The sequence below is a fragment of the Cupriavidus phytohabitans genome (assembly GCF_017815025.1).
In the GTDB taxonomy this organism is placed as follows: domain Bacteria; phylum Pseudomonadota; class Gammaproteobacteria; order Burkholderiales; family Burkholderiaceae; genus Cupriavidus.
On sequence record NZ_JAGIQB010000031.1, the window covers coordinates 69,090 to 94,350 of the forward strand.

23 protein-coding genes and 1 pseudogene are annotated in these 25,261 nt (G+C 66.2%); 15 read left to right on the top strand and 9 right to left on the bottom strand.

Annotated features, from left to right (window positions below; all coding sequences use genetic code 11):
- Positions 1-267 precede the first annotated feature (267 nt).
- From J8I34_RS21125 to J8I34_RS21135, 3 genes are all read left to right on the top strand, one after another.
- Entirely contained in the window at positions 268-2,592 is a 2,325-nt protein-coding gene (locus tag J8I34_RS21125) for an NADP-dependent malic enzyme (protein WP_029047852.1), read from the top strand.
- A gap of 366 nt (positions 2,593-2,958) precedes the next feature.
- Positions 2,959-3,330, top strand: coding sequence for a guanyl-specific ribonuclease (locus tag J8I34_RS21130; protein WP_209806912.1), 372 nt, complete (start codon positions 2,959-2,961; stop codon positions 3,328-3,330).
- Positions 3,327-3,947 carry a barstar family protein gene (locus tag J8I34_RS21135; protein ID WP_209806899.1) on the top strand — a complete coding sequence of 207 codons (621 nt, stop codon included), beginning with the start codon at positions 3,327-3,329 and terminating at the stop codon, positions 3,945-3,947. Before J8I34_RS21130 ends, J8I34_RS21135 begins: the two co-directional genes overlap by 4 nt.
- A gap of 93 nt (positions 3,948-4,040) precedes the next feature.
- Here the strand turns inward: J8I34_RS21135 and J8I34_RS21140 are convergent, their stop codons facing one another.
- Genes J8I34_RS21140 through J8I34_RS21150 form a run of 3 tightly spaced genes read right to left on the bottom strand, consistent with a single transcriptional unit; the run spans position 4,041 to position 5,878 of the window.
- A complete protein-coding gene (locus J8I34_RS21140; RefSeq protein WP_029047849.1) occupies positions 4,041-4,643 on the bottom strand; it encodes a YidB family protein in 603 nt (200 codons plus the stop codon).
- Between the two features lie 48 nt (positions 4,644-4,691).
- The gene (locus J8I34_RS21145; RefSeq protein WP_209806900.1) at positions 4,692-5,450 is read right to left on the bottom strand and encodes a 16S rRNA (uracil(1498)-N(3))-methyltransferase; all 759 of its coding nucleotides are present in this window, start codon (positions 5,448-5,450) and stop codon (positions 4,692-4,694) included.
- The gene (locus tag J8I34_RS21150; protein ID WP_029047847.1) at positions 5,450-5,878 is read right to left on the bottom strand and encodes a VOC family protein; all 429 of its coding nucleotides are present in this window, start codon (positions 5,876-5,878) and stop codon (positions 5,450-5,452) included. The genes J8I34_RS21145 and J8I34_RS21150 overlap by 1 nt, the downstream gene beginning before the upstream one ends.
- A gap of 274 nt (positions 5,879-6,152) precedes the next feature.
- On the opposite strand from J8I34_RS21150, the gene tkt reads away from it, so the two are divergent.
- On the top strand, positions 6,153-8,186 hold the full coding sequence (tkt, locus tag J8I34_RS21155; RefSeq protein ID WP_209806901.1) for a transketolase: 2,034 nt from the start codon (positions 6,153-6,155) through the stop codon (positions 8,184-8,186).
- A gap of 84 nt (positions 8,187-8,270) precedes the next feature.
- Positions 8,271-9,269 carry a type I glyceraldehyde-3-phosphate dehydrogenase gene (gene gap, locus J8I34_RS21160; RefSeq protein ID WP_209806902.1) on the top strand — a complete coding sequence of 333 codons (999 nt, stop codon included), beginning with the start codon at positions 8,271-8,273 and terminating at the stop codon, positions 9,267-9,269.
- 68 nt (positions 9,270-9,337) lie between these two features.
- On the opposite strand, the gene J8I34_RS21165 is transcribed toward gap, so the two are convergent.
- The gene (locus tag J8I34_RS21165; protein WP_209774179.1) at positions 9,338-9,961 is read right to left on the bottom strand and encodes a flavin reductase family protein; all 624 of its coding nucleotides are present in this window, start codon (positions 9,959-9,961) and stop codon (positions 9,338-9,340) included.
- 300 nt (positions 9,962-10,261) lie between these two features.
- Between J8I34_RS21165 and J8I34_RS21170 the strand changes: the two genes are divergently transcribed.
- Positions 10,262-11,257 (top strand): LysR family transcriptional regulator, encoded by a 996-nt coding sequence (locus J8I34_RS21170; protein WP_209806903.1) that lies wholly within the window; start codon positions 10,262-10,264, stop codon positions 11,255-11,257.
- A gap of 83 nt (positions 11,258-11,340) precedes the next feature.
- Here J8I34_RS21170 and fur read toward each other — a convergent pair whose 3' ends face one another.
- The gene (gene fur / locus J8I34_RS21175; protein WP_029047842.1) at positions 11,341-11,772 is read right to left on the bottom strand and encodes a ferric iron uptake transcriptional regulator; all 432 of its coding nucleotides are present in this window, start codon (positions 11,770-11,772) and stop codon (positions 11,341-11,343) included.
- Positions 11,773-12,015: 243 nt separating this feature from the next.
- On the opposite strand from fur, the gene J8I34_RS21180 reads away from it, so the two are divergent.
- From J8I34_RS21180 to J8I34_RS21220, 9 genes are all read left to right on the top strand, one after another.
- Complete coding sequence (locus J8I34_RS21180; protein ID WP_209774178.1) at positions 12,016-12,669, top strand: outer membrane protein assembly factor BamE; 654 nt, start codon at positions 12,016-12,018, stop codon at positions 12,667-12,669.
- Positions 12,670-12,766: 97 nt separating this feature from the next.
- Positions 12,767-13,561, top strand: coding sequence for a 4-hydroxy-tetrahydrodipicolinate reductase (dapB, locus tag J8I34_RS21185; RefSeq protein WP_209774177.1), 795 nt, complete (start codon positions 12,767-12,769; stop codon positions 13,559-13,561).
- Positions 13,562-13,739: 178 nt separating this feature from the next.
- Positions 13,740-16,361, top strand: coding sequence for a leucine--tRNA ligase (gene leuS, locus J8I34_RS21190; RefSeq protein WP_209806904.1), 2,622 nt, complete (start codon positions 13,740-13,742; stop codon positions 16,359-16,361).
- A 40-nt stretch (positions 16,362-16,401) separates the two neighbouring features.
- A complete protein-coding gene (locus J8I34_RS21195) occupies positions 16,402-16,917 on the top strand; it encodes an LPS-assembly lipoprotein LptE (RefSeq protein WP_029047839.1) in 516 nt (171 codons plus the stop codon).
- 18 nt (positions 16,918-16,935) lie between these two features.
- Positions 16,936-17,994: a DNA polymerase III subunit delta gene (holA, locus tag J8I34_RS21200; protein WP_209806905.1), complete on the top strand. Its 1,059-nt coding sequence runs from the start codon at positions 16,936-16,938 to the stop codon at positions 17,992-17,994.
- 88 nt (positions 17,995-18,082) lie between these two features.
- The gene (locus J8I34_RS21205; RefSeq protein ID WP_209806906.1) at positions 18,083-19,363 is read left to right on the top strand and encodes a glutamate-5-semialdehyde dehydrogenase; all 1,281 of its coding nucleotides are present in this window, start codon (positions 18,083-18,085) and stop codon (positions 19,361-19,363) included.
- A 50-nt stretch (positions 19,364-19,413) separates the two neighbouring features.
- Positions 19,414-19,836, top strand: coding sequence for a CopD family protein (locus J8I34_RS21210; RefSeq protein WP_209806907.1), 423 nt, complete (start codon positions 19,414-19,416; stop codon positions 19,834-19,836).
- Positions 19,837-19,870: 34 nt separating this feature from the next.
- Positions 19,871-20,476, top strand: coding sequence for a 2-hydroxychromene-2-carboxylate isomerase (locus J8I34_RS21215; RefSeq protein WP_209806908.1), 606 nt, complete (start codon positions 19,871-19,873; stop codon positions 20,474-20,476).
- Between the two features lie 64 nt (positions 20,477-20,540).
- The gene (locus tag J8I34_RS21220; RefSeq protein WP_209806909.1) at positions 20,541-21,794 is read left to right on the top strand and encodes a THUMP domain-containing class I SAM-dependent RNA methyltransferase; all 1,254 of its coding nucleotides are present in this window, start codon (positions 20,541-20,543) and stop codon (positions 21,792-21,794) included.
- Between the two features lie 32 nt (positions 21,795-21,826).
- Here the strand turns inward: J8I34_RS21220 and J8I34_RS21225 are convergent, their stop codons facing one another.
- From J8I34_RS21225 to J8I34_RS21240, 4 genes and pseudogenes are all read right to left on the bottom strand, one after another.
- Complete coding sequence (locus J8I34_RS21225; protein WP_029047833.1) at positions 21,827-22,873, bottom strand: response regulator; 1,047 nt, start codon at positions 22,871-22,873, stop codon at positions 21,827-21,829.
- A gap of 154 nt (positions 22,874-23,027) precedes the next feature.
- Positions 23,028-24,503 (bottom strand): NAD(P)(+) transhydrogenase (Re/Si-specific) subunit beta, encoded by a 1,476-nt coding sequence (locus J8I34_RS21230; RefSeq protein WP_209806910.1) that lies wholly within the window; start codon positions 24,501-24,503, stop codon positions 23,028-23,030.
- Complete coding sequence (locus tag J8I34_RS21235; RefSeq protein WP_029047831.1) at positions 24,503-24,844, bottom strand: NAD(P) transhydrogenase subunit alpha part 2; 342 nt, start codon at positions 24,842-24,844, stop codon at positions 24,503-24,505. The genes J8I34_RS21230 and J8I34_RS21235 overlap by 1 nt, the downstream gene beginning before the upstream one ends.
- A 237-nt stretch (positions 24,845-25,081) precedes the next feature.
- A pseudogene (locus tag J8I34_RS21240) lies at positions 25,082-25,261 on the bottom strand (NAD(P)(+) transhydrogenase (Re/Si-specific) subunit alpha); the annotation flags it as partial.

The window sequence follows — 25,261 nt, forward strand, 5'->3', positions numbered from 1 at the left end:
GCAAGATACTGCCGCGCATGACAGCCATGACCGCAGCGACTCACCGGCCATGGGCCGGACGGCGCTACGCTTGCTGGTGTTGGCCCATTGGATGGGGCATATTGTACTGAATAGCAAAGGTGCCCCAAGCAAAAGGCTTATTGTGAAATAGTATTTCACAATATAAAATGTTGGGTTCCAAAGGAAGAGAAGGGCGGGCACGTGGAGCCGGTCCGCCGATCGTCCCCGCCAAGTCAATGACGGCTCCACCGATTGGAAAATGCGCCGATGACCAGCCCTCAGCAGTCCCCGTCCCAAGACGATCTGAAACAGCAGCAGCGTGAGGCGCTGCGCAAAGCGGCGCTCGAGTACCACGAGTTTCCGACCCCCGGCAAGATTTCCGTCACCCCGACCAAGCCGCTGTCGAACCAGCGCGACCTGGCGCTGGCCTACTCCCCGGGCGTGGCCGCGGCCTGTGAAGAGATCGTGGTCGACCCGGCCAATTCCTTCCGCTACACCGCGCGCGGCAACCTCGTCGCGGTGATCACCAACGGCACCGCCGTGCTCGGCCTGGGCGACATCGGCGCCGCGGCCTCCAAGCCCGTGATGGAAGGCAAGGGCGGCCTGTTCAAGAAGTTTGCCGGTATCGACGTGTTCGATATCGAAATCGACGAGAAGGACCCGGAAAAGCTGGTCCAGATCATCGCCGCGCTGGAGCCCACCTTCGGCGGCATCAACCTGGAAGACATCAAGGCACCGGAGTGCTTCTACGTCGAGCGCAAGCTGCGCGAGAAGATGAAGATTCCCGTCTTCCACGACGACCAGCACGGCACCGCGATCGTGGTGACCGCCGCCATCATCAACGGCCTGAAGGTGGTCGGCAAGGACATCAAGAAGGTCAAGCTGGTCGCCTCGGGCGCCGGCGCCGCCGCGCTGGCATGCCTGGACCTGCTGGTCGACATCGGCCTGCCCATCGAAAACATCTGGGTGACCGACCTGGCTGGCGTGGTCTATGAGGGCCGTACCGAGCTGATGGACCCGGAGAAGGCCCGTTTCTCGCAGAAAACTGACAAGCGCAAGCTGGGCGAAGTCATCGACGGCGCCGACATCTTCCTGGGTCTGTCCGCCGCGGGCGTGCTCAAGCAGGACATGGTCCAGCGCATGGCTGACAAGCCGCTGGTGCTGGCACTGGCCAACCCGAATCCGGAAATCGCGCCCGAGCTGGTCAAGGAAGTGCGGCCGGACGCGCTGATGGCCACCGGCCGTACCGACTACCCGAACCAGGTCAACAACGTCCTGTGCTTCCCGTTCATCTTCCGCGGTGCGCTGGATTGCGGCGCCACCACCATCACGCGCGAGATGGAAATCGCCGCCGCCAACGCGTTGGCTGAACTGGCGCGCCAAGAGCAGAGCGACATCGTTGCCAGCGCCTATGGCATCCAGGACCTGTCGTTCGGCCCGGAATACCTGATCCCGAAGCCGTTCGATCCGCGCCTGATCGTCAAGGTGGCCCCGGCAGTGGCCGAAGCCGCGATGAAGTCGGGCGTGGCCGCCCGTCCGATCGAGGACATGGACGCCTACCGCCTGCAGCTGCAGCAGTTCGTGTACCACTCGGGCACGCTGATGAAGCCGATCTACGCCGCCGCGCGCAAGGTCGAGATGGAAAAGAAGCGCATCGTCTTTGCCGAGGGCGAAGAAGAGCGCGTGCTGCGCGCCGTGCAGGTGATCGTCGATGAAAAGCTGGCCAACCCGATCCTGATCGGCCGCCCGGCCGTGCTGCAGCACCGCATCGAGCGCTTCGGCCTGCGCCTGCGCGCCGGCGTCGACTTCACCGTGGTCAACCCCGAGCACGACGAGCGCTTCCGCGACTACTCCGACGCGTATTACCGCATGATGGCGCGCCAGGGCATCACGCCCCAGTACGCCAAGCTGGAACTGCGCCGCCGCACCACGCTGATCGGCGCCATGCTGGTCAAACAGGGCGAGGCCGACGGCATGATCTGCGGCACCGTCAGCACCACCGCGGCGCACCTGCGCTACATCGACCAGGTGCTGGGCGGGACCGGCAAGGTCTACGCCGCCATGAACGGCCTGGTGCTGCCGGGTCGCCAGATCTTCCTGGTGGACACGCACGTCAACGTCGACCCGACCGCCGAAGAACTGGCCGCGATCACGCTGATGGCCGCCGACGAACTCAAGCGCTTCGGTATCGAGCCCAAGGTCGGCCTGCTGTCGCATTCGAACTTCGGCACGTCCGAGGCCCCCTCGGCCCGCAAGATGCGCGATACGCTCGCCATCCTGCGCGAACAGGCGCCGGAACTGGAAGTCGACGGTGAAATGCACGGCGACAGCGCGCTCGACCAGAAGTTGCGCGACCAGCTGGTGCCGGATAGCACGCTGCAGGGCGAAGCCAACCTGCTGGTGTGCCCGAACATCGACGCCGCCAATATCTCGTACAACCTGCTCAAGGTTGCCGCGGGCAACAACGTGGCGATCGGCCCGATCCTGCTGGGCGTGAAGGCGCCGGTGCACATCCTGACGCCGTCCGCGACGGTGCGGCGTATCGTCAACATGACCTCGCTGGTGGTGGTGGACGCTGCTGCCAAGCGTTAAGCCGCCTGCCTTGCGCGCGTTACGGAAAAGCCGGGTTCGCCCGGCTTTTTCTTTGCCTGGCGACAACGGTTAGTATGCGCACACATACGCTTAACATATTGAAACAATTGAAGAATTCCCGCTGCGCCGGCGCCGGGATTGATTAATTGCGTGCATCCGCGTAACCTTACGCCTTTGATACAGGCGCTCGCCATGAGCGCCCCGGTGCGGTTGGTACCCGGCGCGTGCACGGCAAGGCGCGCGAGGTTGCCGGCCAGGGTGGCCCGGGCAGATCGTCTACCCAAACAGCGGCAGGCTCGATTTTCCGGTTCAACCTAGACAAGCAACGTGGTTTCCCAAGTACCTTTGATGCAGCAGGCAGCACGGATGCTGGCCCGGTCGATGACCGGCGCGGCGCTGGTGCTGGCCCTGGCGCAGCCCGCGCTGGCGCGCCAGGCGCAGACCGAAGGCATGGGAACCATTGCGGTGCAGCAGTTGCCCAACGAAGCACGGCAGACCCTGGAGCGCATCGAAGCCGGCGGCCCATTCCCGTATGACAAGGACGGAACCAGGTTCGGCAACTACGAACGCCTCCTGCCACAACAAGAACGCGGGTACTACCGCGAGTACACGGTAAAGAGCGCCAGATGCCGGAACCGGGGACCCAGGCGGATCGTATGCGGCGGGGAACAGCGCGCTGCCAACGATTGTTACTACACGGAAGACCACTACAACAGCTTCAAACGGATACTCAAATGATGACTGACATTTTCGGATTGGGCGACGCCCTTGCCGCCCGCGAAGAGCGCGGCGCCGGAGATGGCTGGCAGCGGGCTCAGCAGCAGGCCCAGAACCTTTACGACAACGTGCTGACGATGCCGCAGCGCCATGAGCTCACGCACAAACTCCCGCCCGCGAACGCGCCCGTGGCCATGCCGGCCGGTGCCGGCTGGGCTGACGGCACCAGCGAGGGGGCCATGAACCTGTTCAAGACGGTGCGTCCGAACATCGTCCAGTCGATCCGCGCCTTCCGCGTGCCCGAGCTGGCCCAGGCGGCCGCGGATCTCGGCCAGCATTTCCTGTATGCCAACTGCGCGCATTGCGCCAGCAAGGCCGAGGTCCTGGAAACGATCGCAACGTCATTTATCTTCCCCAAGCATTTCGGCAAGAACTTCGATGCGCTGGCGGACTGCCTGACCGACCTGATCTACAAGGCTGGCCCGCAGCCAGGTTTCGTGATCGTGCTGGAAGGCCTGCCGATCGCGCAGAAGTTCGACAAGGAAGGGCGCGAAGTGCTGCTGGACGTGTTCCGCGACGCTGCCGAGTTCTGGGGCGAGCGCAAGGTGCAGTTCCGGGTGTTCTACTCGTTCGCCTGAGCGCCGGCTCCGTTCAGATTCCATTCCGTACCAAGCAAAAAGCCCGCAATTGCGGGCTTTTTGCTTGGTGGCGCCTGGCACGCACCTGGCGCCTTACTCCTGCGCAGGGACATGCCCGTGCGGCGTCAGCCGGTCGATCAGCTCGGGCAGCCCTTCACTCAGTTGCGCCGCCACGTCTTCCTGCGACATCCCGGTGGACTGCGCGAGCGAGTCCAGCGCCCCGGTGCCGCCGAGCGCGTCGCTCAGCGCCGACGGGGTGACCGGCTGGTTGGCGCCGGTGCTGATCCACGAATCCACCTGCTCGCCCAGCCCGGCCTGCGCCAGGATCTGCTGCAGCGCGCCGATGCCGCCGGCGGCGGCGCCCAGCGCCTGGCTGTTGGCCGGGGCGCCGCCCTGGCCGCCCAGCAGCCCGCCGAGCAGGGAACCCAGGTCGAGCCCGCCCGTGGCGCCGGGCGCGCTGGCATTGCCTCCGATCATGCCGCCCAGCAGTCCGCCCAGGCTGCCCAGCCCGCCCAGCCCATCGTCGACCGGCGCTGCGGAGCCGCTTTCCTGGCCACGGTTGCGCATGGCCAGCATCGCCAGCAGGCCTAGCGCCATCATCAGCTTCGGATTGAGCCCGCCGGCGCTGCCGTCTTCGCCGCGGGCATTGCCCAGTTGTCCGAGCACGCCGCCCAGCACGCTATCGAGTAGTCCCATGGTCGACTCCTTCAGTCAAGGTTGGCGCTGGCCGGATGGCCGCCGCCGTCAGAATCCGCCAAGCAAGGCGTTGAGCGTGGAAAGGCAGACCAGCCCGGCCGTCTCGGTGCGCAGGATGCGCGGGCCGAGCGACACGCCGGTGAAGCCTGCCTGCAGTGCCACGCGCTCTTCGTCCGGCGACAGGCCGCCTTCGGGGCCGATCAGCAGCGTGACGCCATCGGCAAGCAGGGCGTCGCGGCGCCCTGCCACATAGGCCGGCAGCGACTGCTCTGCACGCGGCGACACCAGCAGCCTTGCGCCGGCGCCGCTGCCGCCCGACTGCGCCAGCCACGTTTCAAAGTTAGCGACCGGGGCCACGGCGGGCAAGCGATTGCGCCCGCATTGTTCGCAGGCGGCCTGCACCAGCGCCTGCCAGTGCGCCTGGCGTTTGTGCGCGCGGTCACCGGTGAGGCGCACCACCGAGCGGTTGGCCTGCAGCGGCTGGATCGCGGCGACGCCGAGCTCGACCGCTTTCTCGATCAGCCAGTCCATCTTGTCGCCACCGGCCAGCCCTTGCGCCAGCGTGACGCGGAAGGGCGGCTCGGCCTCGGCGGCGTCGTGTGCGCCGATGCGGGCCAGGGCATGGCGCTTGCCCAGCTCGAGCAGGGTGGCGGCATGGCTGCCGCCGCGCCCGTCGAACAGCGTGATGGCGTCGCCGGGCGCCAGGCGCAGCACCTGGGCGTGGCGTACCACCGGTTCGGGGAGGGGAAATTCGGCTTCGGCGGCCAGGATCGTGTCCGTGCCGCCGACAAAGAAACGCGGAGCCATCAGCTTGCCTTGCCCCTGTTCGGATCCAGCGGCTTGCCGAAGCCCCAGCGGTAGCCGTCCGGATCCTCGACCATGCAGTAGCGGTCTCCCCAGAACTGGTCGGCGGGGGCCATCAGGCTGACCGCGCCGGCGTCGACCGCGCGCTGGTGCATGGCGTCGACATCGTCGCAGTAGACATAGAAGGTTTGTGGGCATTCCACCCCCAGCGAGCGGGGCGTGCGCGCGGTGCTGCCCCAGGCGCCTTCGGGTGCGAACATCACCACCAGATCGCCCTGGTAGTGCATTTCGGCGTGGGTCGGCACGCCGTTTTCATCGACCACGTTGCCGGCGGCAAAGCCGAAGGCGCGGCTGTAGAAATCCAGCGCGGCGCGCCCGTTGGCGACGGTCAGGTAGGGGGTGAGCCAGGGGGTGTTGGCCGGTCTGCTCATGATCGTCTCCTGTCATGCGGGAAACCCGGCGCGGCCTGTCGCTCGTCTGTCGCCAAGCCGGGCCGCGCGGTGCGAGTGTGCATCTTACGCGCGTGGCGCGGCGCTGTCGAAGCGCAGTGCAGCGGCCGCCCCCGGCCCGCGGGTGATCCCCGAGGCATGCCCGCCACCGGTGTCCGGGAGTCCGGAAAACCCCTTAGCTTCTGCTAAAATTGCGGTTTTCCCGCCGACAGGCTCACGCCCGCCCGCGTCCAAGCTCACGTCCAAGACCGCCCGAATGTCCGCCCTAGCCCATCCCGCAACGAGTCCCTTTGCTTCCCAGCCCGCCAAGCTGATGGCCGATGCCATCCGCGTGCTTGCCATGGACGCCGTCCAGCAGGCCAATTCCGGCCACCCCGGTGCGCCGATGGGCATGGCGGATATCGCCGTGGCGCTGTGGGGCCGGCACCTGAAGCACAACCCGGCCAACCCGCAGTGGGCCGATCGTGACCGCTTCGTGCTGTCAAACGGCCACGGCTCGATGCTGATCTACGCGCTGCTGCACCTGAGCGGCTATGACCTGCCGGTCGAAGAGCTGAAGAACTTCCGCCAGCTGCACAGCAAGACCGCCGGCCACCCCGAATACGGCATCACGCCGGGCGTGGAGACCACCACCGGTCCGCTCGGCCAGGGCATCACCAACGCGGTCGGCATGGCGCTGGCCGAACGCCTGCTGGGCGAAGAATTCAACCGCCCCGGTTTCGATATCGTCAACCACCACACCTACGTCTTCCTGGGCGACGGCTGCCTGATGGAAGGCATCTCGCACGAGGCCTGCTCGCTGGCCGGTACGCTGAAGCTGAACAAGCTGATTGCGCTGTGGGACGACAACGGCATCTCGATCGATGGTGACGTCGTGCACTGGTTCAACGACGACACCCCGAAGCGCTTCGAGGCCTACGGCTGGAACGTGATCCGCGGCATCGACGGCCATGACGTCACCGCCGTCGACCTGGCAATCTCGCAGGCCAAGGCCAGCGACAAGCCGACCCTGATCTGCTGCCGCACCAAGATCGGCAAGGGTGCGCCCAACAAGGAAGGCGGCCACGACGTGCACGGCGCGCCGCTGGGCGGCGCCGAAGTGCTGGCCACGCGCGAGGCGCTGGGCTGGGCCCACGCCCCGTTCGAGGTGCCGGCCGACGTCTATGACGCCTGGGACGCCAAGGCCAACGGCCAGGCGCTGGAGCGTGCCTGGACCGCGCTGTTCGACGCCTATGCCGAGCGCCACCGGTATGAAGCCGGCGAGTTCACCCGCCGCATGAAGGGCGAGCTGCCGGGTTCGTTCGACGCCGCCGTCGAAGCCTTCATCGCCAAGTGCGAGGAAAAGGCCGAGACCATCGCCACCCGCAAGGCCAGCCAGAACACCATCGAGGCCTTCGGCCCGGTGCTGCCCGAGTTCCTCGGCGGCTCGGCTGACCTGACCGGCTCGAACCTGACCAACTGGTCCGGCAGCAAGGCCGTGCGCGTGGATGCCTGGGGCAACCACATCAACTACGGCGTGCGCGAGTTCGGCATGAGCGCCGTCATGAACGGCATCACGCTGCATGGTGGCTACATCCCCTACGGCGCGACCTTCCTGACCTTCTCGGATTACAGCCGCAATGCGCTGCGCATGGCGGCGCTGATGAAGATCCGCTCGCTGTTCGTGTTCACCCACGACTCGATCGGCCTGGGCGAAGATGGCCCGACGCACCAGTCGATCGAGCACGTCGCCAGCCTGCGCCTGATCCCCAACATGGACGTCTGGCGTACCGCCGACACCACCGAGACCGCCGTGGCCTGGGCCGAGGCAATCCGCCGCGAGAACGGTCCGAGCTGCCTGATCTTCAGCCGCCAGAACCTGCCGTTCCAGCAACGCGACGACGCCACCCGCGCCAATATCGCACGCGGCGGCTACGTGCTGCGCGACAGCGTCAACGCCGGGACCGGCCGTCCGGACGCCGTGATCATGGCAACCGGCTCGGAAGTGGGCCTGGCGGTTGGCGCGGCGGACGCGCTGGCTGCGGAAGGCGTGCATGTGCGCGTGGTGTCGGTCCCGGCGACCACCGTGTTCGACAAGCAGGACACCGCCTACAAGGCCAGCGTGCTGCCGGCCGGCGTACCGCGCGTGGCGGTCGAGGCGGGCGTGACGGACTTCTGGTGGAAGTACCAGGTCCAAGCGGTAGTGGGCATCGACACCTTCGGCGAATCGGCGCCGGCCGGCGTGCTGTTCAAGCACTTCGGCTTCACCGTCGACAATGTCGTGCGTACGGTGAAAGACACCCTTATCTAAGCATCCGGGCGCTGGAACCGCGCGGTGCGCCGCGCGGCAGCAGCGGCGCCCACCGGTTTTCATCGATCCTCAGGAGAGACAGTCATGACCATCAAGATCGGCATCAACGGCTTCGGCCGCATCGGGCGCATGGTGTTCCGCGCCGCCGCCGCCAACTTCAAGGATATCGAAGTCGTTGCCATCAACGACCTGCTCGAGCCCGACTACCTGGCCTACATGCTGAAGTACGACTCGGTGCACGGCCGCTTTGACGGCGAAGTGTCGGTCGACGGCAACACGCTGGTCGTCAACGGCAAGAAGATCCGCCTGACCGCCGTCAAGGATCCGGCCGAGCTGAAGTGGGGCGAAGTCGGCGCCGACGTGGTAATCGAGTCGACCGGCATCTTCCTGACCAAGGAAGGCGCGCAGAAGCACATCGACGCGGGCGCCAAGAAGGTGATCATGTCGGCTCCGTCGAAGGGCGACACCCCGATGTTCGTGTACGGCGTGAACCACGAAACGTACAAGGGCGAGGCGATCATCTCGAACGCCAGCTGCACCACCAACTGCCTGGCCCCGGTGGCCAAGGTGCTGAACGACAAGTGGGGCATCAAGCGTGGCCTGATGACCACGGTGCACGCTGCCACCGCCACGCAGAAGACCGTTGACGGCCCGTCCAACAAGGACTGGCGCGGCGGCCGCGGCATCCTGGAAAACATCATCCCGTCGTCGACCGGTGCCGCCAAGGCCGTGGGCGTGGTGATTCCGCAGCTGAACAAGAAGCTGACCGGCATGTCGTTCCGCGTGCCGACCTCGGACGTGTCGGTGGTTGACCTGACCGTCGAGCTGGAAAAGTCCGCTTCGTACCAAGAAATCTGCGCCGAGATGAAGGCCCAGAGCGAGGGCGCGCTGAAGGGCGTGCTGGGCTACACCGAAGACAAGGTTGTCGCCACCGACTTCCGCGGCGACGCACGCACCTCGATCTTCGACGCCGAAGCCGGCATTGCGCTGGACGGCACCTTCATCAAGGTCGTGAGCTGGTACGACAACGAGTGGGGCTACTCGAACAAGTGCCTGGAGATGGCACGCGTGGTGGCCAAGTAATCCGGCTGTCCTTGCAGTAAAGAAAAACGCGCCTTCGGGCGCGTTTTTCTTTGGGCACAAGCGGTCGTTCAGCCGGCCTGGCGCGGCGCCAGCGGGCGCGCGTCGACGGCCGCGCCGTCCACCAGGAAGTGGCCGCCGGCGACATGGTGGATGGTGCGCAGCGCGTCGTGGCCCTCGAAATGCCAGCGCCCGTTGCTGAATACGCGCGAATCCGCATGCGCTGCGACCACTTCGCCGAGGAACAGGTCATAGGTCTGCTGCGTCGCGGGCTCCGGCAAGAGCTTGCATTCGAGCCAGGCTGCGCAACCTTCCAGCAGCGGCGCGCCGACGACTGTCCCGGCAAAGCTGCCCAGCCCATAGGCATCGAACTTGTCGGTACCTTCCTGCTCCAGCAGGGCCAGGCCGGAGCTGGAGCCCAGTGCCTCGGTCAGGTCGACCTGGCTGACAGTAGGCACCTGCAGCACGAATTCCCCGCTCTCTTCCAGCAGGCGCCGGGTCCAGGTGCTCTTGTCCAGCACCACCGCGACCTTGGGCGGCGCGAAATCGAGCGGCATGGCCCAGGCGGCAGCCATGATATTGCGCTTGCCGCCCGCGGCCGCGCTGACCAGCACCGTCGGGCCGTGGTTGAGAAGGCGGTAGGCCTTGGGCAGTTCGACTGGAAGGCGGGAATGGTCGGTTCGGGAGTCAGGCATGATGGCGGACGCGTCCGCGCCCTGGGAAAAGAATGACAAAAATGGGATGGCGACAGCGAATATACCCTGATGCACGAGGGTCTGCCGTTGCACTGAAGTTGGGCGTATATGAGGCCAACTTCATAAAAACGGCCTTATTTTGCAGAAATATGACAGGGTTCGTCGCTCCGAAAATGCCGAATTTGCTTTCCGAGCTTGTTTTTTCCTCTTACACTAGCAAGATGCCGTTGAACTCTGATGTGCAGCCAGTGCAAGTGGTGGGGCCATCTTTGCTAAGAAAAATCTGACCTGGGCCTGATCATGGTGAACGTAGACACAAAGCTTTTAGTGATCTTCACCGAGCTGCTGAGTAAGCGAAACGCGACCTACGTCGCGGAGAAGATGCATATGACCGCGCCAGCCGTATCGCATTCGCTGGGCCGGTTGCGCGAGATCTTTGACGATCCGCTCTTCATCCGAGTCCCCCACGGCCTGACGCCCACCCCCCGCGCGCTGGAGCTGGGCCCCAAGATCCGCGACATGCTGGACCTGTGGTCGTCGATCAACGAAGGCGACGCCGACAATTTCGATCCCGCGGTGGCCACCGGCACGCTGAGCATCGGTTTTGCCGCCGAGCTGGGCGACACGGTCTTCAACCGCTTCGTGCTGCGCATCAAGCAACTGGCGCCGGACCTGCATATCAAGCTGGTCGAGTCCCATTCCTGGGAAGCCGACGTGGCCTCGATGCGCGCCAATGAGCTGGACCTGGCGTTCTCCCCGTTCCCGACCCGGCATCCGGAAATCGTCGAGGAAATGGTGACGTCGCTGAACCTGTGGGTGTGCGCGCGCAAGAACCATCCGGTGCTGAAGAACCATTGCACGCTCGAGCAATACCTGGACTGCGGCCATATCTTCATGGCGCATTCCGGCGGCGCGGGCCGTCCGGCGCCGTCGCTGATCCCGCTCGACTACGCGCTGCAGCAGCGCGGCCTCAAGCGCAATGCGACACTGACGGTGCATTCGTGGCGGGCCCAGGCCGAGATGGCCGCGCAGACCGACATGGTCTTCACCGTCAATGCGCTGACCAAGGACATGGCCTGCGAAACCTACGGCCTGAAGGCGTTCCCGCTGCCGGCGGAACTCAACACCACGGTCGGCCTGAACATGTTCTGGCACCGCAGCCGCAACACCCATCCGATGCTGGTATGGGCGCGCAACCTGTTCCGCCAGGTGGTGGCCGAGTTTGTCGGCCTCTCGGCGTCGCGCCCGTCGCGCGTGGTTGCCGGAGAAGACCTGCAATCGCTGCGTGAGCCCTGAACCGGCACACCCCATAAAAAAACCGGCGCCTGGCGCCGGTTTTTGTTTTTCTGCCGGATGCGCTACGCGGTGCGTGCGCCGGCTTATCGTTTGGGTCTGTGGGGACAGTCGGTTTTAGTGCAGTTGCCGTACAGCGACAGTGCGTGTTCCTGCAGGGCAAAGCCGCGCTCGCGCGCAATGCTTTGCTGGCGATGCTCGATTTCGGAATCGAAGAATTCTTCGACGCGGCCGCAATCGAGGCACACCAGGTGGTCGTGGTGCTTGCCTTCGTTGAGTTCGAAAATGGCCTTGCCGGATTCAAAATTGTTGCGCGACAGCAGGCCTGCCTGTTCGAACTGGGTCAGCACGCGGTAGACGGTGGCGAGGCCGATATCCATATGCTCGTTCAGCAGGATACGGTAGACGTCTTCCGCGCTCAGGTGCCGCTGTTCGCTGGTCTGAAAAATTTCAAGAATCTTCAGCCTGGGCACCGTCGCCTTCAGGCCGATATTCTTGAGGTCCGCCGGACTCGGCATGGGCGTGACTCCCTAGAGTACAATGTCTGGATAGTTGAATCATAAGGGTTTTGACAGCAAAAGTCGCCCGCGGTGCCATGTCCCATGTGGGCAACGCGCCTCAGGCATTTGCGGTCGGCCCCATGTGGTTGCCGCGGCAGGCGCTCCGTGCGCATGTGGTGTAACCGGCTCTTGCAGCGCTTGCTGCGCTGGTCTCCCGCGGTACTTTCCGTACTTTCCCTTTCCCTCCCGGAAGCGAGATACATGCGTTATACCCGTTCGTCCGCCATGCGCCCGACGCTGGTTGTCTCCCTGCTGGCCGCGGCTCTGCTGGCCGGCGCCTGCTCGGCCTACGATTCCACCTCGCGCAAGGTAGCCAACGCCATCACGCCGTACCGGATCAATATCGTGCAGGGCAATTTCGTGTCGCGCGAAGCCGCTTCGCAACTGCGCGCAGGCATGACGCGCGAGCAGGTCAAGTTCCTGCTCGGCACGCCGCTGCTGACCGATGTGTTCCACGCCAACCGCTGGGACTACGTGTTCTCGTTCCGCCGCGGCAATACCGCCGTGGTGCAGCAGCGCCGCTACACGGTCTTCTTCGAGGGCGACCAGCTGGTCAAGTTTGGCGGTGACGAGCTGCCGTCCGAGTACGAGCTGATCGCCGAGATCGACGGCATGAAGAAGGCGCTGAAGGACCAGACTCCGGGCAAGGTCTCCACCAGCAGCACGGCCGCCGCCCAGCCCGAGCCGCAGACCACCGTGGAAAACTTCGTGCCGCGGCAGGCGACCGAGACGGCTGCCGCGCCGGCGGCGACGCCCGCGCCCGCTGCCCCTGCTGCCGAGGCGCCGCCGACCGCTGCACCGGCCCAGGCCACCGCGCCCGCCGACGCGCCCGCTGACGCGCCCAAAGCCAACTGAGCCGCCATCCGCGGCCTGCCATCCGTTCCGGGCCGGTCAGCCATGACCGGCCTATTCACTTTTCACGTATTGCGCACATTCCGCTGAGCCAGACACCATGAACATCGCCATCGCAGGCGCATCCGGCCGCATGGGCCGCATGCTGATCGAACAAGTGCTGAACACCGAGGGCGTGAAGCTGTCGGGCGCGCTCGACCTGCCGGGTTCGCCGGCGCTGGGCCAGGACGCGGGCCTGTTCCTGGGCCGCAACACCGGCGTGGCGATCACCGCCGACGTGGAAGCCGGGCTGGCCGGCGCGGACTGCCTGATCGACTTCACGCGTCCGGAAGGCACGCTGGCGCACCTGGCTGCGGCGAAGAAGCTGGGCGTCAAGATGGTGGTAGGCACCACCGGCTTCGACGATGCCGGCAAGGCCGCGCTGGCCGAGGCCGCCAGGTCCATCGGCATCGTCTTTGCCGCCAATTTCAGCGTTGGCGTCAATGCCACCTTCAAGCTGCTGGAAGTGGCGGCCAAGCTGCTGTCCACCTACGACATCGAAGTGATCGAGGCCCATCACCGCTTCAAGGTCGACGCCCCGTCGGGCACCGCGCTGAAGATGGGTGAAGTGATCGCCGATGCGCTCGGCCGCGACCTGAAGACCTGCGCCGTCTATGCCCGCGAAGGCCATACCGGCGAGCGCGATCCCAATTCGATCGGCTTTGCCACCATCCGCGGCGGCGACATCGTCGGCGACCACACCGTGATGTTTGCCGGCATCGGCGAGCGCATCGAGATCAGCCACAAGTCGTCCAGCCGCCAGTCGTATGCCGACGGTGCCGTGCGTTCGGCCCGTTTCCTGGCCGACAAGCCCAATGGCCTGTTCGACATGCAGGACGTGCTGGGCCTGAAGTAAGGCGCCCCGGGGCGGCCAGGGCTGTCGCCACGGTTATAATCGATTGCTTTAGCATTGCTCGCCGGACGGGCGCCCAGACGGGCGCCCGCCGCCTACATTCCAACGCTTCCCCGGCTGCCGGCAGGCCAGTTGCCGCGCAGACGCTGCCCTGATCGTTGCCCTGACTGCTGTCCCGACCATGCAAGACAAATACCTTCCTTCCGCCGTTGAACAAGCCGCCCAGCAGCACTGGCAAGCCATCGACGCCTACCGCGTGTCGGAGCATGCAGCGGGCCCCGACGGCAAGGAAAAGCCCAAGTTCTATGCCTGCTCGATGCTCCCATACCCGTCGGGCAAGCTGCACATGGGCCACGTGCGCAACTACACCATCAACGACGTGATGGCGCGCTACCTGCGCATGAACGGCAACAACGTGCTGATGCCGATGGGCTGGGACGCCTTCGGCATGCCGGCGGAAAACGCCGCACTGAACAACGGCGTGGCGCCGGCTGCCTGGACCTACGACAACATCGCTTACATGAAGAAGCAGATGCAGTCGATGGGCCTGGCGATCGACTGGTCGCGCGAGGTCGCCACCTGCAGCCCGGACTACTACCGCTGGAACCAGTGGCTGTTCCTGAAGATGCTGGAAAAGGGCATTGCCTACCGCAAGACCGGCACCGTCAACTGGGATCCGGTCGACCAGACCGTGCTGGCCAACGAGCAGGTCATCGACGGCCGCGGCTGGCGCTCGGGCGCGGTGGTGGAAAAGCGCGAGATCCCGATGTACTACCTGCGCATCACCGAGTATGCGGAGGAACTGCTGGGCGACCTGGATGGCCTGGGCTGGCCCGAGCGCGTCAAGGTGATGCAGCAGAACTGGATCGGCAAGAGCGTGGGCGTGCGCTTCGCCTTCACCCATGACATCCCGGGCGAGGATGGCAAGCCGATCAACGACGGCAAGCTCTACGTCTTCACCACGCGCGCCGACACCATCATGGGCGTGACCTTCTGCGCGGTCGCCGCCGAGCACCCGCTGGCCACGCACGCCGCGCTGAACAATCCCGAGCTGGCTGCCTTCATCGACGAATGCAAGCACGGCTCGGTCATGGAAGCCGACATGGCGACCATGGAGAAGAAGGGCATGCCGACCGGCCTGCAGGTCGTGCACCCGCTGACCGGCGAAAAGGTCGACGTGTGGGTCGGCAACTACGTGCTGATGAGCTACGGCGACGGCGCCGTGATGGGCGTGCCCGCGCATGACGAGCGCGACTTTGCCTTCGCCAACAAGTACAACCTGCCGATCAAGCAAGTGATCGACGTGAAGGGCCAGCCGTACTCGACCGAAGCCTGGCAGGAATGGTACGGCGACAAGGAAAACGGCACCTGCATCCACAGCGGCAAGTACGATGGCCTCGGCTATCAGGCCGCGGTGGAAGCCATCGCCGCCGACCTGGGCGCCATGGGCCTGGGCGAGAAGAAGACCACCTGGCGCCTGCGCGACTGGGGCATCTCGCGCCAGCGCTACTGGGGCACGCCGATCCCGCTGATCCACTGCGACAGCTGCGGCGTGGTGCCGGTGCCTGAACAGGACCTGCCGGTGGTGCTGCCCGAAGACCTGGTGCCGGACGGCACCGGCAACCCGCTGGCCAAGGATCCGCGCTTCCTGCAGTGCACCTGCCCGTCGTGTGGCAAGCCCGCGCGCCGCGAGACCGACACGATGGATACCTTCATCGATTCGTGCTGGTACTACATGCGCTATACCTGCCCGGACGCGGCCACCATGGTCGATGCCCGCAACGACTACTGGATGCCGATGGACCAGTACATCGGCGGCATCGAGCACGCGATCCTGCACCTGCTGTACGCGCGCTTCTGGACCAAGGTCATGCGCGACCTGGGCCTGGTCAAGTTCGACGAGCCCTTCACCAACCTGCTGACGCAGGGCATGGTGCTGAACGAGACCTTCTACCGCGAAGACGCCTCGGGCAAGAAGCACTGGTACAACCCGGCCGACGTCGACGTGCAGACCGACGAGCGCGGCCGCCCGGTGGGCGCCACGCTGAAGGCCGACGGCCAGCCGGTGGTGATCGGCGGCATCGAGAAGATGTCGAAGTCCAAGAACAACGGCATCGACCCGCAGGCGCTGATCGACCAGTACGGCGCCGATACCGCACGCCTGTTCGTGATGTTCGCCGCGCCGCCCGAGCAGCAGCTTGAGTGGAGCGGCTCGGGCGTGGAGGGCGCCTCGCGCTTCCTGCGCCGCGTGTGGAACTACGGCTATGCCAGCGCCGCCGCGCTGCGCGATGGCGCCGGCAGCGCCATCACGGCCGATGACGCCGGGCTGCGCCGCGAGATCCACGGCGTGCTCAAGCAGGCTAACTACGACTACCAGCGCATCCAGTACAACACCGTGGTTTCGGCCACGATGAAGATGCTGAACGCGCTAGAAGACGCCAAGACCGCTTCGCCGGCCGCGCGCCGCGAGTGCTTCGGCATCCTGCTACGCGTGCTGTACCCGGTGGTGCCGCACATCACCCACGGCCTCTGGGACCAGCTGGGCTTCGCCGCCGAATCCGGCGACCTGCTCGACGCGCCGTGGCCGCAGGTCGATGAAGCCGCGCTGGTGCGCAGCGAGATCGAGCTGGTGCTGCAGATCAACGGCAAGGTGCGCGGCAGTATCACCGTGCCGGCCAGCGCCGACCGCGCCGCGATCGAGGCGGCGGCCGCCGGCTGCGAGACCGTGGCCAAGTTTGCCGAAGGCAAGGCGCCCAAGAAGATCGTGGTGGTGCCGGGCCGGCTGGTGAACGTGGTGCTGTAACGGGTCAGCGGCCCGGAACCTGACTGAGGAATCGCCAAGAATGAAGCGACTGAACATGGGCCGCCGCAAGGTGCTCGCGGCGATGCTGGCGGTGCCGGCAACGGGCCTGCTGGCCGGCTGCGGCTTCCATCTGCGCGGCAATTCGGACTTCGCGTTCAAGCGGCTCTATATCGGGATTCCGCCCAACTCGCTGATGGGCGCGGACCTGCGCCGCGCCATCCGCGGCGGCTCCGACACCCAGGTGGTGGCCGACCAGAAAGAGGCTGACGCGCTGCTGGACGTGCTGCAGGACACCCGCACCAAGTCCATCCTGTCGATCACGACCGAAGGCGTGGTGCGCGAATACCGCCTGACGCAGCGCTTCACCTTCCGCCTGCGCGATGCCGCCGGCAAGGAACTGATCGCGCCGTCGCAGCTGGTGCTGACGCGCGACCTGACCTACAACGAAGCCAACACGCTGGCCAAGGACTACGAAGAGCAGCAGCTGTACCGCGACATGCAGCGCGATATCGTGCAGCAGCTGATGCGCCGGCTGGCAGCGGTCAAGGCCATCTGAGCGGGGCAGATTTACGGCATGCAACTCAAGCTCGACGGGCTCGACGCGCACCTGAAGCAGGCGAAGGCCAAGGGCCTGGCGCCGCTGTACGTGGTGCATGGCGACGAGCACCTGCTGGTGCTGGAGGCGGTGGATCGCCTGCGCGCCGCCGCGCGTGAAGCGGGGTTTTCGGAGCGCGAGGTGCTGGTGGCCGAGCGCGGCTTCCACTGGGGCCAGCTGGTCGAGGCGCAGCAGTCGATGTCGCTGTTCGGCGACCGCAAGATCGTCGAGCTGCGCATCCCTTCGGGCAAGCCCGGCAAGGATGGCGGCGAAGCGCTGCGCGCGGTGGCGGCACAGCCGTCGCCGGACGTGGTGCTGCTGGTGACGCTGCCGCGGCTGGATTTCGCCACTTCCAAGTCGGCGTGGTTCCAGGCGCTGGAAGGCGCGGGCGTGTCGATCAAGGTCGACACGGTGGACCGCACCCGGCTGCCGGCCTGGGTCGGCGAGCGGCTGGCGCTGCAGCAGCAGCGGGTCGAGGGCGGCGAGCCGGGCCGGCGCGCGCTGCAATTCATCGCCGACAAGGTCGAGGGCAACCTGCTGGCGGCGCACCAGGAAATCCAGAAGCTGGGGCTGCTGTACCCGCCGGGCGAACTGAGCTTCGACCAGGTCCACGACGCGGTGCTGAACGTGGCCCGCTACGACGTATTCAAGCTGTCCGAGGCGATGCTGTCGGGCGACGTGCCGCGGCTGGTGCGCATGCTCGAAGGGCTGCGCGGCGAGGGCGAGGCCACGGTGCTGGTGCTGTGGGCGCTGACCGAGGAAATTCGCGTATTATCCAAGGTCCGGCAAGGCCTTGCGGCCGGCAAGCCGGCGGGCGTGCTGATGCGCGAACTGCGCGTCTGGGGCCCGCGCGAGCGGCTGGTGCCGCAGGCCGCGCAGCGGCTGCAGCTGCCACGGCTGGAAGCGGCGCTGGCGCTGGCCGCGCGGCTGGACCGCCAGGTCAAGGGCCTGCAGGACCTGCCCCCACCGGGCAGCGCGCCATTGCCGGCTGAGCCGTGGGATGGCTTGCAGCAGCTGGCGCTGATGGTTGCCCGCTAGCGTTCGCGTCCCGAAGATTTGCTCCCCTCTCCTGCCTGCGGGAGAGGGGAGAAATACACACACTGACGGCCTTCCCCCGGCCACTGACATGAACGAGCTCGACCTCAACCAATACATGGACCGCGTCGGCCGCCAGGCCCGCGCGGCGTCGCGCGCGATGGCGCGTGCCTCGACGGCGGACAAGAACCAGGCGCTGCTGACCATCGCCGCCGCCATCCGCCGCGATGCCGACAAGCTCAAGGCCGTCAATGCGCGCGACGTGGAGCGTGCCCGCGCCAACGGCCAGGACGCCGCCTTCGTCGACCGCCTGACGCTGTCGGACAAGGCCATCGCCACCATGGCCGCCGGCCTGGAGCAGATCGCCGCGCTGGCCGACCCGATCGGCGAGATCTCGAACATGAAGTTCCGCCCGACCGGCATCCAGGTCGGCCAGATGCGCGTGCCGCTGGGCGTGATCGGCATCATCTATGAGTCGCGCCCGAACGTGACCATCGATGCCGCGGCGCTGTGCCTGAAGTCGGGCAACGCCACCATCCTGCGCGGCGGATCCGAGGCAATCGAATCCAACACCGCGCTGGCCGCGCTGGTGGCCGAAGGCCTGGCCGCCGCCGGCTTGCCGCCAGAGGCCGTGCAGGTGATCGAGACCACCGACCGTGCCGCGGTCGGCCGCCTGATCACCATGACCGAATTCGTCGACGTGATCGTGCCGCGCGGCGGCAAGAGCCTGATCGCGCGCCTGATGGAAGAAGCGCGCGTGCCGATGATCAAGCACCTGGACGGCATCTGCCACGTCTACATCGATGCCGCCGCCGACCTGGACCGCGCCGTGCGCGTCTGCGACAACGCCAAGACCCAGCGCTACGCGCCGTGCAACACCATGGAAACGCTGCTGGTGTCGCGGGACATCGCCGCCGCCGCGCTGCCGCCGCTGTGCCGCATCTACCAGGAGAAGGGCGTCGAGCTGCGCGTCTGCCCGGCAACCCGCGCCACGCTGGAGGCCGCCGGCTTCAGCGGGCTGGTCGATGCCGCCGAGGAAGACTGGCGCCTGGAATACCTGGCCCCGATCCTCGCCATCAAGACCGTTGCCGCCCTCGATGAAGCCATCGCGCATATCAACGAATACGGCTCGCACCATACCGATTCGATCATCACCGAGGACTACTCGGCGGGCATGCGCTTTATCCGCGAGGTCGATTCGGCCAGCGTGATGATCAACGCCTCGACCCGCTTTGCCGATGGTTTCGAATACGGCCTGGGCGCGGAGATCGGCATCTCCAACGACAAGCTGCACGCGCGCGGCCCGGTCGGGCTGGAAGGGCTGACCTCGCTCAAGTACGTGGTGTTCGGGCACGGCGAGATCCGGACCTGACGCCGGCCCGCCAACAACAATAACAACCGCAAGCCAACGTCTGTCCGCCGATGCTCTGGGTCAAAGCGCTGCATATCGTCTTCGTCGTTTCGTGGTTCGCCGGCCTGTTCTACCTGCCGCGCATCTTCGTCAACCTGGCGATGGAGACCAATGCCGCCAGCACCGAGCGCCTGCTGCTGATGGCGCGCAAGCTGTTCCGCTTCATGACCATGCTGGCGGTGCCGGCGGTGGTGTTCGGACTGTGGCTGTACCTGGGCTACGGGATCGGGCGCGGCACCGGGCAGGGCTGGATGCATGCCAAGCTGGCGCTGGTGCTGGTGCTGATCGGCTACCACCACGGCTGCGGCGTGCTGCTGCGCAAGTTCGAAGGCGGGCGCAACACGCGCTCGCACAAGTTTTATCGCTGGTTCAACGAGCTGCCGGTGCTGGTGCTGCTGGCGGTGGTGATCCTGGTGGTCGTCAAGCCGTTTTGAGCCGGGCGCCCGTTCCACAAATTGCGAGATCGAGATGAGCAAGCTGGTTGACTACTACCTGACGCCGCAGTCGCCGTTCGTCTACCTGGGCCATGCCCGCTTCGCTGCCATCGCCCAGCGCCACGACGTGCAGGTGAACCTGAAGCCGTGCGACATGGGCAAGGTATTCTCCGTCTCCGGCGGACTGCCGCTGGCGCAGCGCCCGCCGCAGCGCCAGGCCTACCGGCTGGTCGAGCTCAAGCGCTGGAGCGCGTTCCTGGACCTGCCGCTGAACCTGGAGCCAACCTACTTCCCGGTCTCCGGCGACGCGGCCAGCAAGCTGATCATCGCGGCGCAGCTGGCGCACGGCACCGCGCGCGCGATGCAGCTGACCGGCGCGATCGGCGCGGCGGTGTGGGCGCAGCAGCGCAATATTGCCGATGCCGCCACGCTGGCGCAGATCGCCGACGAGGCCGGACTGGATGGCGCTGGCCTGCTCAAGGCCAGCGAGGCCCAGTCGGTGCAGGCGGCCTACGTGCAGAACACGCAGGACGCGATCTCGGCCGGCGTGTTCGGCGCGCCGTGGTATGTGTTCGACGGCCAGCCCTTCTGGGGCCAGGACCGGCTCGACTTCCTCGAGCGCGCGCTCGCCGCCGCTTGAACTAAGCTATCGGATATCTCCCGTCCGCTACGGCGGACGTTTTTGTTTGCAGGAAACCTGACCCATGACCCAAGCCTTCTTTGCCCCTTGCCCGCGCGGCCTGGAGAGCGCCCTCGCCGAAGAACTGCGCGAGATCGCCGCCCGGCCGGGCATGGCCGCGCTGGCGCCGTTCACGGTGCACCAGGAGGTGCCGGGCGGGGTCAACTTCTCTGGCGAGATGGCCGCCGCCTATGCCGTCAACCTGCATTCGCGCATCGCCAGCCGCGTGCTGCTGCGCGTGGCCGCGCGCGGCTACCGGCACGAGGACGACATCTACACCCTGGCGCGCGGCGTGCGCTGGGAGCAGTGGTTTTCGCCGGACGAGTCGCTGCGCGTCGATATCACCGCGCACAAGTCGCCGCTGCGCAGCCTGAATTTCACCGCGCTGCGGGTCAAGGACGGCGTCTGCGATGCCATGCGCGAGCGCCTGGGCGCCCGCCCGAGTGTCGATACTGTCAGCCCCGATGTGCGCGTCTATGCTCACCTGACCGAGCGCGATTGCACGCTGTACCTGGACACCACTGGCGAGCCCCTGTTCAAGCGCGGCTGGCGCACCGAGAAGGGCGAGGCGCCGCTGAAGGAAAACCTGGCCGCGGGCATCCTGCGCCTGGCGGGCTGGGTGCCGGGGCAGACCTTCCGGCCGTTCTACGACCCGATGTGCGGCAGCGGGACGTTCCTGATCGAGGCCGCCCAGGTGGCGCTGGACATCGCCCCGGGCGGCAGCCGCAGCTTTGCCTTCGAATGGCTCAAGGGCGTTGACCGCAAGGCATGGCAGAAGCTCAAGGACGACGCCCAGCGCGCGCGCATGCTGGCCTCGGCCGATGAGTTGCAGGTGGTGGGATCGGACATCTCGACAGACATGCTGGCCATCACGCAGGCCAACTGGCAGCGCGCCGGCCTGCCGGGCGAGGCGCGCACCAAGCAGGTCGATGCACGCTTCGTGCAGCCGCCCTACGACGAGCCGGGCCTGCTGCTGATGAACCCGCCGTACGGCGAGCGCATCGCGGTGCGCGGGCAGCGCCGCATGCCGGACGAGGAAATGCCGCGAGACGAGGTGGAGGAGGCGGCCGCCAACCAGTTCGCCAGTGCCTTTGCCACGACGCTCAAGCAGAACTTCGCGGGCTGGCAGGCGTGGGTCTTTACCGGCGACCTGGGCTTCCCGCGCCGGTTGCGGCTGAAGGAATCGCGCCGCACGCCGCTCTACAACGGCAATATCGAATGCCGGCTGTTCCGGTTCGACATGGTGCGAGGCGCCAACCGGGCACAGCAGGCGGACTGAGCGCCTCCGCGCCCCCGGCAGGCCACGCAGGGTCAGCCGCGGTTGCGTCCCGTCAGGGCCTCGGGATTGCGGGAAAAATCGGCCAGGAAGCCCTGCAGGCTGACCACCGGCTCCTGCAGCAGGTGGCGCGGGAGGTCGAACAGGGCGTAGAAGAACTCTTCGTTGCCTTCGCAGCGCTCGGCCGGCAGGCAGTATTGCTCCCAGTCGATGCAGGCGGGCGTGTACATGCCGTTGCCCGGCCAGAAGAACGGCACCAGGCGGCCCTCGCGCAGGCCTTCGATCAGCGCGGCGGGGGCGTCGTAGGCTTCGGCCGATTCCACCTGGCTCATCAGGCCGGCGCGGGTCTCGATCACCATCAGCGTGGCGTGGCCTTGCGCAGTCAACAGCAGGATGCCGGCCGGGTTGGGGTACAGGTAGTACTCGACAAAGCCGTAGCGCGCCGTCAGCTGGCGCACCCGCTCGGTCATGGCCGGGTCGGACAGGAACGAGAACGAATGCCGCGTCAGCAACTCGCGCAGCGTGCGCGACAGCGTGGCGAAGTACGCATGCTGCATGGCCTCGATTTCCAGGTCCAGCCGCTCCACCATATTGCTGTCGTGCTTCTTTACATAGCGGTCGATCAGCCCGTGGTTGAAGCCCTGCACGGCGATGCTTTCGTCAGCGGTGCCGGTCAGCAGGATGGTCTTGCACGGCAGGTCCTGCAGTGCCTGGCAGAACTCCAGCCCGTCCATCTGCGGCATCGAGTAGTCCACCACGATCACGCCCGGCTGCAGGAAGCGGTTGATATCGTGGATCTGGCGGTAGATCCGGTCGATATCGAGCTGGACGGTGCGGCGCTCGGTCAGGAAGGTCAGGTCGTCATGCGTGACCCGCACCGGCAGGAAGCCGGGGAAGCGGGTGGCATAGGCCTCGCGGATCCATTGCAGCGCTTCACGCGGGTCGGTGAAGGTGATGACCGCGCGCGAGGCATCCATCTGGAACGCCAGGCTGTCGATGAACGATTTGCTGTCGTCGACGAGGACGGTCAGGACCGGGTGATGGAAGACCGACAGGTTCCGGTCATGCGGGTTGAAGGTCATGATGCGTTGGCGTCGGGGCCGGCGGGCAGGGGTTCGGCGCATTCGGCAAGCCGGCGTGCGCATTCGCAGGCCAGTATAGCGCGCCGTGGCTGCCTTGCAAGGCACGGCGCCGCAAGCGACCGGGAACGCCCGGCCGCCTGCTGGCACGGCCGTCTTAGTCGACCGCCTTGAACATGTCCTCGACCACCTTCTTGGCGTCGCCGAACACCATCATGGTCTTGTCCATGTAGAACAGCTCGTTGTCGAGACCCGCGTAGCCGGCCGCCATCGAGCGCTTGTTGACGATGATGGTCTTGGCCTTGTACGCCTCCAGGATCGGCATCCCGGCGATCGGCGACTTGGGATCGGTCTTGGCCGCCGGGTTGACCACGTCGTTGGCGCCCAGCACCAGCACCACGTCGGCCTGGCCGAACTCGCTGTTGATGTCTTCCATCTCGAAGACCTGGTCGTACGGCACCTCGGCCTCGGCCAGCAGCACGTTCATGTGGCCCGGCATGCGGCCGGCCACCGGGTGGATCGCGTACTTGACGGTCACGCCCTTCTCGGCCAGCTTCTCGGTCAGTTCCTTCAGGGCGTGCTGCGCGCGCGCCACGGCCAGGCCGTAGCCCGGCACGATGATCACGGTCTCGGCGTTGCCCATCAGGAAGGCGGCATCGTCGGCGGAGCCCGACTTGACCGGGCGCTGCTGCTGGTCGCCCGCTGCGGCCGCTGACGTCGCGCCGCCGAAGCCGCCCAGGATCACGTTGAAGAACGAGCGGTTCATCGCCTTGCACATGATGTACGAGAGGATGGCACCGGACGATCCCACCAGCGAGCCGGCGATGATCAGCATCGGGTTGTTCAGCGAGAAACCGATGCCGGCGGCCGCCCAGCCCGAGTACGAGTTCAGCATCGACACCACCACCGGCATGTCGGCGCCGCCGATCGGGATGATGATCAGCACGCCCAGCACGAAGGCGATCGCCAGCATGATCAGGAACGGCAGCCAGGCCTGCGACATGAAGAAGATGATGCCGAAGCCGACCATCGCCACCGCCAGCAGCAGGTTCAGCCAGTGCTGGCCGGGGAACACCACCGGCGCGCCCTGGAACAGGCGGAACTTGTAGCGCCCGGCCAGCTTGCCGAAGGCGATCACCGAACCGGAGAAGGTGATGGCGCCGACGAAGCAGCCGATGAACAGCTCGATGCGGTTGCCCAGCGGGATCAGGTGCGAGCCTGCCGGCGTGATGCCGAATGCGGCCGGCTCGGCCACCGCGGCCACCGCGATGAACACCGCCGCGAGACCGATCAGCGAGTGCATCGCTGCCACCAGTTCGGGCATCTTGGTCATCTGCACCTTGCGCGCCACGTAAGCGCCGATGCCGCCGCCCACCACCAGCGCGCCGAAGATCAGCGCCAGGCCGGAGCCCACCGACGACTGCGCCGTGCCGGCCGCCAGGAAATCATTCTTGAGCTTGATGATCAGGACCAGCGTGGTGATTACCGCGATGGCCATGCCGATCATGCCGAAGGCATTGCCCTTGCGCGCCGAGGCCGGGTGCGACAGCCCCTTGAGCGCCTGGATAAAGCAGACCGAGGCCACCAGGTAGAGCAGGGTGACGAGGTTCATGCTGACGAGGCCGGCTGCCATTACGCGCCCTCCCCGGCCAGTGCCTGCTTGGTTTCGGTCGCCTTGGCCTTCGGCTCCTTCTTCTTGAACATCTCCAGCATGCGCTGCGTGACCAGGAAGCCGCCGAACACGTTGACCGCTGCCAATGCCACCGCCAGCGTGCCCATGATGCGGCCTGTGGCGCCCTCGGTCAGGCCCGCGGCGAGCATCGCGCCGACGATGATGATGGCCGAGATCGCGTTGGTTACCGCCATCAGTGGCGTATGCAGGGCTGGCGTGACTGTCCAGACCACGTGGTAGCCCACGTAGATTGCCAGCACGAAGATGATCAGGTTGATCACCGTGTGGTTCACCATCTCCATCGACTTCTCCTCCGTTGCTTTGAAACCGGGATGCAGCGTTTTACTGTGTTCTTTTTTGCTGTACTGCGGCGCGCGAACGGCCGGGGCTCTGAATGACCGTTTGCGTGCTCCCTCTCCCAATTGCCGGAGAGGGGAGCAAGACCTCAGACCTTCCTGATTTCCTTGATCGCGTTCTTCATGCTGATCAGGATGATCGCTGGCGGGCGCGCGGGGCGCCCCCAGGTATTACGCCGCGTATTACGCCGCCTCGCGCACGACCTGGCCGTCCCGGCACATCAGGCAGGCGGCGACGATGTCGTCTTCCAGGTTGAGCGTGTACTGGCCATCCTTGTCGATGACCAGCTTGAGGAAATCCAGCACGTTGCGGGCATAGAGCGCCGAGGCGTCGGCCGCCACCATGCTGGCCAGGTTGGTATG